The sequence below is a fragment of the Staphylococcus sp. HMSC13A10 genome, from assembly GCF_001808005.1.
Classification (GTDB): Bacteria; Bacillota; Bacilli; order Staphylococcales; family Staphylococcaceae; genus Staphylococcus; species Staphylococcus pasteuri.
On the sequence record NZ_KV791876.1, the window covers coordinates 1 to 10075 of the forward strand.

Genomic DNA, 10075 nt, shown 5'->3' on the forward strand with positions numbered 1-10075 from the left:
CAGGCTGAAGCTGTCCCCTAAGAAAGCGAGCCAACAATACGGAGTATTGTAAATAAAGAAGCCAGTAAATGAATTTGTTAAAACTCATTTACTGGCTATTTCTCTAGGGTTTATGTCCCAGACTCAATTGATTTAATTTATTATTTTATTGCGTGGAAACCACTATCTACATGGATATTCTCACCAGTTACGCCACTTGAGAAATCACTCAATAAGTAAGCAGCTGTTTTACCTACTTCTTCTTGATCCACATTTCGTCTTAATGGTGCACGTTCTTCAATTTCTTTAAGGATTGTGTTGGAACCACCAACACCTTTAGCACTTAACGTACGAATTGGACCAGCAGAAATAGCATTTACTCGAATGTTGTCCGGGCCTAAATCATAAGCTAAATATTTAACATTAGCTTCTAAACTTGCTTTAGCTACACCCATCACATTATAGTTTTGAACGGCAAATTCACCACCAAGGTATGTTGTTGCAACAATACTACCACCGTTTGGCATTATTTTCTTCGCTTCGTGCGCAACAATTGTTAATGAATATGAACTGATATCTTGCGCAAGTAAGAAACCTTCACGTGATGTTTCAGAGAAACGTCCACGTAAGTCTTCAATATTTGCAAATGCGATAGAGTGATATACGCCATCAATATTGCCTACTTCTTCGCCAATTTTAGCAAAACCATTTACTACATCTTCATCTTTTTGAACATCGATTTGATATAATTTTGGCTCTTCTTGGTTTAATTGTTCTAATAATTTTTCTAATTCTTTGCGGCTACGGTCTTTACGATAAGTGAAAACAAGTTTAGCCCCTAATTGATCTAATACCTTTGCAACGCCAAATCCGATACTACGTTTATTAGCAATACCCATAATTACGAAGGTTTTATTTTCAAGATTAATCATTCGAAATAACTCCTTAATCATCGTTTTTTATATCTTAATCTCACTGTACAAACAATGTAGACTAATCTAACGTTATTATTTTACCATTTTTGCTTCATAATTATAAAGCAATATTATTACCTGGTCATATAGGAAATAGGCTGGGACAAAATAAAATGTCTCAGCCTATTTTATCATTTTGTCAGAAGCTGACTGATTTGAAAATGCGCTTGAATCAAGCTTTTTTCAAACCTAGTCATCCTTGCCGGGGTAATACAACGAAATAAATTTTGAGAAAATATTATTTCTGTCCCACTCCCTTTCTTTTAACCTAAAAACGTAAGTCTAGGACTAACGCCTAGACTGATTTTTAGGTTTTTAAGGTTCTTCAAATTCCAATTCTTCTACATATACAAATTGATAATGTTTATGAAGTCTATTGAACACATCTATAGCAGTTAAATAGTCAAAATTATGTTTATCACGTTTAGCAATGTTTTTCCACATATCCAAAGCATTAATACCGTAAACTTCATCAATTAATTTTAAATAATCTTTACGTTTAAGTTCATCTAAAGAAAATAAACTTTTGCGTTGTAAACCACCATGTTTCAACATGTAAATTAGGAATTGTCTAACTTCATATTTTTTAAAATTATCTTTATAGTCTTTCAACTCATTAGAGGTTAAATGATGTAATTTATCAACTTTCTTAAATTTAGGGAATCCGTGTTCAAGCGCTTTTTTATAACCTAAGAAACCAATATCAGATTTAATATTATGACCCATTTTAATAAAGGCACTGTGAACATCAGCATTATATTCATATTCTGCCATATCTTCAAAAGGTCTAGTAGGAAAGAAACCATAGTCAGATTTAAATTCTTTAGTTTTAATACTAGAATACTCACGTTCCTGTAACATACGTTTTTTATCATAATCCATAGATAAACCTTTTTTGATATCATCAATATGATCATAATGCTTTGTAATAGACTTGAGAGAATTATTTTTAACATCACGAAATGAAAGCATATCAGATTGCATATCAATAAGTTTACCGTCACGATTTAAAACTTCGTTAAGTAAAAACTTACGTTTCTCAAAATCACTAAGATATTTAAAAGACTTATCGCCTTTATATCCAGCTTTAGCAAATACACCATCAAAAGTCACAGTTTCATTAGTAAAAGGATTAATATAAGATTTGTCTTTATCAAGTGAGATATTACCACGTGTTTTTATATTAAAGAAATAGTCATCTTGAATATGTTTAACCTCTAAAATAGAACCTTTACCCGTTTTATATTCTAAATCTTCACCCCAACAAGCTTTAATGACTTTTTGATACACAGTTGAAATACTTGCTAAATAATCATCAATTTCAAGCATTTTTTCCCAAGGAAAATCGGAAATAAATCCGTCAGTAGTCACACTGTGAACAGTGTAACCGTGATCTGCTATATAGTTCATTATCATACCTAAAACACATCTAACAAGAGATGTTGTTGTAGAGGCAATCACACCATCAGTAATTTTACTATAAGGAATCACCTCTGACACATCTGTAAGAATATTTCTTGCTGTATTACCATGTATGCCTTGCCCTGTTTTACCATAGGTTGAGTTAACTAATATTTTCATTAATTGAGCTTGTACAGATTTTTTACCATATTTTTTAGCAAAATCAGCACGAATTTGAATCATACTACGAACACCAAAACCGACAGGGTGCATAATGAAATCATTATCAACATCTAACTCGTTAAAATCTTCCAATGCATCTACTTCAGAGGCACGTTTTAAATCAAAAAACATAAAGCCCTGTTTTCCTACGGTAACTGTAGCACCTACTTGAATAGCAGCATAAACATCGGGCGCAGATACAAGTCCATAACCTTTACGTAAAAATACAGGAGAACCCTTTAAATTTGGTTTGTCAGATTTTAAAGGGATTGTGGGATATTTAACAGATTTAGGAAATTCAAAATGTACATATCCAAAACCAGCTTGACCTATATGTAACCAATCGTCATGTGTTAAAACATGCCCCTCATTAAAAACAATAGGATCTTTATCAAAATCAATCATTCTCATCACTTGCATTTGCGCAGGATATGCAGAACGCAAGTCATAGTCATAAGTACGACCAGTGATAAGACCATGTGAAAAACTTTCATTACGACCACCAATATAAGCGTAATCAGGCAAATCACCAAACATACCACGAGATTTATAAAACAAATTATAATTAGGTTTACCATCTTCAAGTTTAAAACCACGAGCATGTTTATCCCACGAATATTCATTATAATATTTAAGCATTTCCTTTTTAACATTATCAGTTAAATGCTTTGCAGCAATAGCACTAACAGTTACACCATCACCAATAATATTTTTAACATTTTGATACCACTCATAGCTGATACGAGCATCACGGATAGCATAATCAACAAAGAAATCAAAATGATTTTTTCTTAATTCTTTCATATTCTCTTTATAGAAATTAAGAGGTTTATTATCTTGTTTATCTAAAACATTAGTATCCATCTTCTCTATGCCTAAAGATTCACCCAAACTAGCTAAAGGAGAACCAGGAGGCGCTAATTTCATAGTGTCACGCATATCTAACTTAAAAAAACATCTTTGACGTCTAGGAATAACCCAAAAATTATAAACACGAGGATTAACAGTATAAAGACAATGTTTGTCACTAGATATCATATTTGTAGCATGAACAGGATTTTCATTTATTTTATTATAACGTTTCTTTAACTTATCTTTATCATCATCAGTTAAAGAACGACCTTTTTTATCTTTACCATCTTTTAACTGTAGTTTTATAGAAGCTAATTGTTGTTCTTGACTACGACTATGCTTAAGATACTTTAAAATTTCTTTATAATCATTACACATAGAAAAATCAACACCAGAAAAATGAGCTATAAGTCTAATATTACAACTTTCATAAAAAGGAGTTTTGTGATGTAAAAGTTTTTCATTTAAAATAACAAAACCACGACCCGCAAATGTATTAGATACAATATGATAAATCATTTCACCTAGAGAAAGACGACATTTATCAACAACATGAAACACAAAATCATATTGTATATCATCTAAGGTAGTAGAAAATTGATAACATAAAATATAACGATCATCATGATACCATTCAGTATCAAAACCAAAATCAAGATAAACTTTATTGCAATATCTAAGAACAAAATCACGTACATCAACCAAACCGCTAGGAACACGATTCATTAACCCATTATTACCAATCACTTTTTTAGATTCTTTATATTTTTTAATAAAATATTTCCAAGTACCTTCAACAACTTTACTACAAGATCCATTTTCACCAACCCATAAAGGAGTAATATCATTTTTTACATAATAATCTATTAAACCACTAACTCTAAAAAATAAAGCAGGATTTAAAAAATAATTGGGCGGAGTCAAAAAGGGGGTCATCCCTGGCAATCCCCCATGGGTTTGGTAATGACCCCCATGCGAAACGCCTGTCACTATGCCTTTTTTGTTGATTTTAAAACTCACTTGTCTACCTTTGTATGTGAGTTTTAAATTCGTTCTTCTTATGAAAATATTCATGCCGTTGCTTCTATAATTTTCTTCTGTAATCATAAAAATAAGCACACCTTTCTAAATTATTTAGAGGTGTGCTACCAACAAGACGATAGTTTATTTTTTTTTTTAAGCGTGATTTATAATTGTGTTTTACGTACGTAAATGGTATTATAAATATATCAATTTAATAAACAACAGATTCTTGACGTCTGTTTTTTTCATCTTTAACATTTGGTGTCTTGTTGGTAGCAAGTCACCTTTATTTATGTATTATAGCACTTTTGCGTATCAAACGCATCAGTGCTATTTTTAATTTCCAAATATTCTACTAAAAAAGCCCTTTTTCCCCTCTGAAACAGTGTGTTTTGTAACTGTTTCATTACTATGTTGTTCTTCTGTTTCGGTCTGTTCTTTCGTTTCTAACTCATTTAATCTTTTACCTGTAATGAGGTTTAATTGCTGTTGTTGATCTAATAATTTGGTTTGTTCCTTAATCAACGCGTCTTTTTCTTCAATTTGAGCTCTGAGAAACGCGTTCTCTTGCATTAACTGTTGTATAAGTGGTGTATCGTACGTTTCATTGCGTGTATCGCCACTGTAACGCTCTTTGTTTTGCAATACTTTTTCGGTAATTTGGCGCTCCATGTTTTCATTGATGTAGTTCACACCGTCGATAACTTCAAATTCTAAGTCATCGGGTTTGTTTCTTGTGATCGTCGGTTTTGATACACCTAATTTATCAGCTAGTTGTTTGATTGTTAACATATGATTACCTCCATTTTGAAGTGTACCATTTGTGTAACAGATACGCTACACCTGTCACAACACCTATCCAAAACAGTGGTGTTATAAGATATGCAATATACCACAACGCTGTTGTATACCATTTGTGGCTATGTTCTACCTTTGTTGCGATAAATTGATATGCATGTTCTAAAAACGGCATATCTACTAATGTTGTGAATATAAGTAATACAACTGCAAATGCTACAAAACCAATCATTGCTGTAATAAACCATTTTTTATATTTGGTTAAGTCCTCCGTTTCCTTTTTAATGTCATCAGCTTGTCTTTTAAGGTACCTTGTAGCGTCTTTGAGTGTATTCTCATCTTCTTTGATTTTGTCCTCTAATTGGGTCTTTAAATGTATTTCTAAGCTTTTTGAAACAGCATCTGCTATTTCATATATATCATTACGCTCTAAGTTTACTTTGACTTCGTGTGTCTCATTAGCTAAATTCTCTAATTTCTTTTTTAATATATCTATATTCTGTTGTGTCTCTTTACTCAAGTGTAAATCCGTCGTCTTTGCTTTTAGTAGCTCTGCGAGTTTGTTTTGTTCTTGTTGTATTTGTTTCGTGTCTTGACTTGTTGTGTTGATAGTCTGAATGCTGTTTTTGATTTCGGTTATTGTTTCTAACAACTGTTGTGTCACGTTCTTTTTCTCTGGCATAATCTTTAACCTCGCTTTCTATGTCATTTAATACTTGCAAATCTTCTTCACTGAATTCCAATTCAAGCTCTTCTTCTTCCTCTTCTTCGTCTTTTTGAAGTAAATTCTGTATCATCATTTGTGCTTGTGGTGTATTCAATTCTTCTTCTATATCTAAACCATAATCAACCAAACCAGGATCTTTCTCTTTTTCCGCCTGTTGTAATGCAACTTTCTTTTCAATTTCTTTGGTTAATGGTGTTAATTGGAATTCTTCTCCAGCTAATGTTGATGCTCTTGATACTTTCGTATTGGTTAGACCTTTTTTATTAGTGTATTCATAACTGTAGCGTAAGTTTTCACCGTCTTTAGCTCTAGCCTCAAGCACATCGATGTTATATTCTTCATGTAGCAATTGTTTGAAATCATCAATGTTTTGAACAGCGGGCTCATCTCTAGCAATTCTGATTTGTTCAATTACTTCATCTTTAGCTAAAACAACACCATTTTTACGCATACGCTTTTCGATTGGTGTTTGATATTGTCCTTTAGCTTTTGCGTCACGTTTTCTATCTTTATTCTTTTGCCAGTTATCTTTGTCTAATGGTGTAAGTCCATTCTCTAATGCTATTTCATCATTAATCTTTGCTAGTTGCGTCCACTTCGTCATATTTCCTCTTTGTGATTTTCCATCTAACCCAACCGCATTGCTGATGATATGGTTGTGCCACAATCCACTTTTACCATCACACTGTGTAACTACGATAGCTTGATTGTTCTCACCATATACTTGTTGTGCAAACTGTAGTCCTAAATCATGCGCTTTATTTCTACTGTCCACACCACCTTTAGGATCTATCTCATCAGCACCAAACCCTTGAATGATAGAATAGCCTTGTACATAACCTTTATCTTTTCCATATTCTTTTTGTACTTCACGCATGTGCATTTTAGACATGAATGCTGTTTTATTTGTTATAGGTACATTAACACCCGACGCCCATTGAACACGTTTACCCTCTGTTTGCTCATGGTTGTAATGTGCTTTTTCAGACGTTACATAATCAATAGACTTTTGTATGTTGTATGTACGACTTACTTGTAAAGTAGGCATAATTTTCCCACCTCCTTATTAAAATTATTGACTTGTTTCGTTAACGTCTTTCTAAACGTATTGAATTCTTTAATTTCTTCTATATCACTACGTGTAAGCTCTCGTTTATTTACTAAGGTATTGAGGTGTTTAACATGTTGATTATAATTATTAGCCATTCCTCTCATATCATTACGCAACTCACTTGCTACACGATATAAATTCTGTAATAACTCAAATGTCTCGGGATCAAATGTGTTGCGAGGCGGTAGAAATGTTTTATCTTTATCTAACCACTCCATTAACACAGACCTTGCCACCTCATTAGGTGATTTAAAACTCGGTAACACTTCACACATCTGTGATAATTCATCATAAGCGTTTTGTGTCACTCGGAAATTAATACTCTTAACCTTACGCTCTGATTCATCTATCTTATGTTGTATCTTCTTACGTTGTTTCATCGCCTCACGTAGTGCTTTAACTTTGTTGTTTTCCTCATCATATAAACGCATTAATTCATCGTCGGTTAGGTTGTTAATATTTGTCATGATGTACCTCCTCAAAGTTCAAAATCTCATTTCAACACACGCCCAAAAATGTGGGCTGTTTAAGTGTTGAAATACATAACACGTCGCAAAAAAGGTGCGACAATTGTGTTATGTTAAATGCATTCAACTGCAGGGCACATAAGCAAAGCTTAGCACCCCTTGTTGAATCATAGGCAAGCAGTCCCAATGTAAACATTGGGTGCTTGTAAAGGGGACGCTCCGCTCCCCTTTAATCCCCTTGGTAAAACCCTGGTGGTAAAATAGTAACTCATAGTTACATTATACCACGTATCACACAAAAGGTGTGATACAACCTAACCATTGACGACTGAATTAATAATCAGTCAATGGGTTAGGAAAATCGTCATCATCTTCATCATCTACAGTCACATTATCATGATGTGTTTTAGCTTGATGATTTGATGATGTATGTGAAACTTCTTTTGAAGTATTCACATAATTAGATGTAACTTCAGCGGTCACATCTAAGTCGTTGCTATCACCAAATAGGTATTCTTTGATAGCATTAAGTTCACTTGCATCAATAGAACCTTCTGCAACCATATCAAGTAATTTTAATGATGCATTTTTTGAGTAATCAAGTTGCGCTTTATCAAATTCATTTTGATGTTTAACAAGTTTGCGTTTTTCTTCCTCGATGTGTTTCTTTTTATTACTAATCATATGACGAATACGTTCAGTATCATTCACATATTGTTGTTTTAATTCAATGACTTTTTGATTCATTTAAATCACTCCGATTCTTAATTATCTTCTAACTCTTTTGCAATTCTCTGTATCGTTCCGTAACCAACATTGTATTTAAGACGTATAGAATTCATGCTATGACCCTCTTTTAAATCATTAACGATCATGTAATACACTTGTCTTCCGTGTCTGTCTTTTGAGTCAGCACTGTACTTCTTCGGTTTACCTTTGAAACGACCCTCTTTCTTTGCAATTTCTATACCGACGCTTTGACGTTCTCTGATGTATGCACGCTCATTTTCTGCAACATAACCAAGCAAACTTAACAACATATCAGTCATCGCTTTATCCATAAGTTCATTACCTGTGTTGATATTAGGTAGTCCTCCGATTTCAAAAGATAAGCCATCATCTTTTAATTGTCGTATCACTGTTTGAACATCATCATATTTACGTGAAATACGATCTAATTTATAAACAACGAGTACATCACCGCCACGGGATTTTTGCAGTAGCTTTTTAAAGCCTTTTCGTTCATTAGGTCTGATTGTACCAGAAACACCTTTGTCGATGAATATGAGGCTTTCTGATACGCCTTGTTGTTTCAAATATTCAATTTGTGATGATAAGTTTTGCTCTTTAGTTGAGACACGTGCATATCCAATTTTAGACATTGTTTTAACCCTTTCTTATCTGTGAACTCAAAATGTGAATCTAAATGCTGTCATAACAACGATGTTTAATTCACAGTTTAAGTATACTTTATTTGTGAATTAATTACAACAATTCACACTTATGAAATAGAAATAAACACTTAGGGAAAAGTCTCAAAATCATATTATAGTAATACTATAATAAATATTGAGAGTGTATTTTTTAAAATTATTAACAAAGGGGACTTGTAAAAATGAAGAAAATTATTACAGCAAGCTTAGTTGGTACTTTATTAGTAACAGGAACTTCTACAGTAGTTAATGCACAAACACAATCACAATCACAACAAGGTAATGTTCAAAAACAAGAAACTATCACAAATGACGTTAAAAATGACAAAAGATATCAAGCACTATCACCACAAGCAAAAGACAGTTTTAAAACATTAGTTGAAGCGAATAATTATAATAATACAGAACAAATGGAACTACTGAATAATACAGCGCAAACAAAAGGTATGGATAAAAATGGTAATACTGAACGTGGTAAAATAGGTATTACTAAAAAGGTTGTTAAACAAGCGTGGAATTCTTTACCAACAAAAGTTAAAAAGAAAATCGGTACACAAAGTAAATTCTATGCAGCTCTTAAAGCAGTCGATCACTTCACAGGTGATGTTGAAGATGAAATTTATAAACAAATGAAAGGCTTAGGTTTAAGCGATAACTACGCATGGATTGCTACAAAAGCAATTACATTAATTATTTTATAGACAGCTGGAGATGATATTTTGCTTCCAAGCACGTTACTATGGATTATAACGGTAGCAACACTTATATATATAATATATAACATTGTGTTTTCTAAACCGTTTATTAATGTTTTCGTTGCAATAATAATACAATCTGTATTGTTATTTGCTATTCGTTACTTTTGGCAAGATAAAACATTTGGCGATGCGTTTATACATTCATTCGATATCGTCACTATAGTTATTGTCATCATATTTGGTATTTTTAAATTATCAAAATAAAGAACACAGAAAGAGTCCGGGACATAAAGTTCTTGGATAAGTGAAAAAAAGACAATTTCTATTGAAATAATATAGAAATTGTCTTTTTTATAAATTTTTTGATTATTTTCAGCTCGTTGAGCTACT

9 protein-coding genes and 1 pseudogene are annotated in these 10075 nt (G+C 32.6%); 1 reads left to right on the top strand and 9 read right to left on the bottom strand.

The features are described from left to right. Positions 1-140: 140 nt before the first annotated feature. The 8 genes from fabI to HMPREF3125_RS09175 all read right to left on the bottom strand — a co-directional run bounded on the left by fabI (position 141) and on the right by HMPREF3125_RS09175 (position 8936). Complete coding sequence (fabI, locus tag HMPREF3125_RS09145) at positions 141-911, bottom strand: enoyl-ACP reductase FabI (protein WP_019235843.1); 771 nt, start codon at positions 909-911, stop codon at positions 141-143. A 357-nt stretch (positions 912-1268) separates the two neighbouring features. Beyond that, positions 1269-4535 carry a hypothetical protein gene (locus HMPREF3125_RS09150; RefSeq protein ID WP_031866322.1) on the bottom strand — a complete coding sequence of 1089 codons (3267 nt, stop codon included), beginning with the start codon at positions 4533-4535 and terminating at the stop codon, positions 1269-1271. A 252-nt stretch (positions 4536-4787) separates the two neighbouring features. Further along, positions 4788-5243, bottom strand: coding sequence for a hypothetical protein (locus HMPREF3125_RS09155; RefSeq protein ID WP_078072398.1), 456 nt, complete (start codon positions 5241-5243; stop codon positions 4788-4790). Between the two features lie 4 nt (positions 5244-5247). After that, positions 5248-5769: a DUF334 domain-containing protein gene (locus tag HMPREF3125_RS09160; RefSeq protein WP_078072399.1), complete on the bottom strand. Its 522-nt coding sequence runs from the start codon at positions 5767-5769 to the stop codon at positions 5248-5250. Continuing rightward, positions 5762-7024, bottom strand: coding sequence for a relaxase/mobilization nuclease domain-containing protein (locus HMPREF3125_RS12855; protein WP_031922760.1), 1263 nt, complete (start codon positions 7022-7024; stop codon positions 5762-5764). Before HMPREF3125_RS12855 ends, HMPREF3125_RS09160 begins: the two co-directional genes overlap by 8 nt. Continuing rightward, the gene (locus HMPREF3125_RS09165; protein ID WP_049323582.1) at positions 7006-7554 is read right to left on the bottom strand and encodes a hypothetical protein; all 549 of its coding nucleotides are present in this window, start codon (positions 7552-7554) and stop codon (positions 7006-7008) included. The genes HMPREF3125_RS12855 and HMPREF3125_RS09165 overlap by 19 nt, the downstream gene beginning before the upstream one ends. Before the next feature lie 333 nt (positions 7555-7887). Next, entirely contained in the window at positions 7888-8301 is a 414-nt protein-coding gene (locus HMPREF3125_RS09170) for a hypothetical protein (protein ID WP_049323585.1), read from the bottom strand. A gap of 17 nt (positions 8302-8318) precedes the next feature. Next, positions 8319-8936 carry a recombinase family protein gene (locus HMPREF3125_RS09175; protein ID WP_031866328.1) on the bottom strand — a complete coding sequence of 206 codons (618 nt, stop codon included), beginning with the start codon at positions 8934-8936 and terminating at the stop codon, positions 8319-8321. A 233-nt stretch (positions 8937-9169) separates the two neighbouring features. Here HMPREF3125_RS09175 and HMPREF3125_RS09180 point away from each other — a divergent pair, with 233 nt between their 5' ends. Continuing rightward, entirely contained in the window at positions 9170-9688 is a 519-nt protein-coding gene (locus HMPREF3125_RS09180) for a hypothetical protein (protein WP_031866329.1), read from the top strand. 155 nt (positions 9689-9843) lie between these two features. Here HMPREF3125_RS09180 and HMPREF3125_RS12915 read toward each other — a convergent pair. Further along, a pseudogene (locus HMPREF3125_RS12915) lies at positions 9844-10075 on the bottom strand (hypothetical protein); the annotation flags it as partial.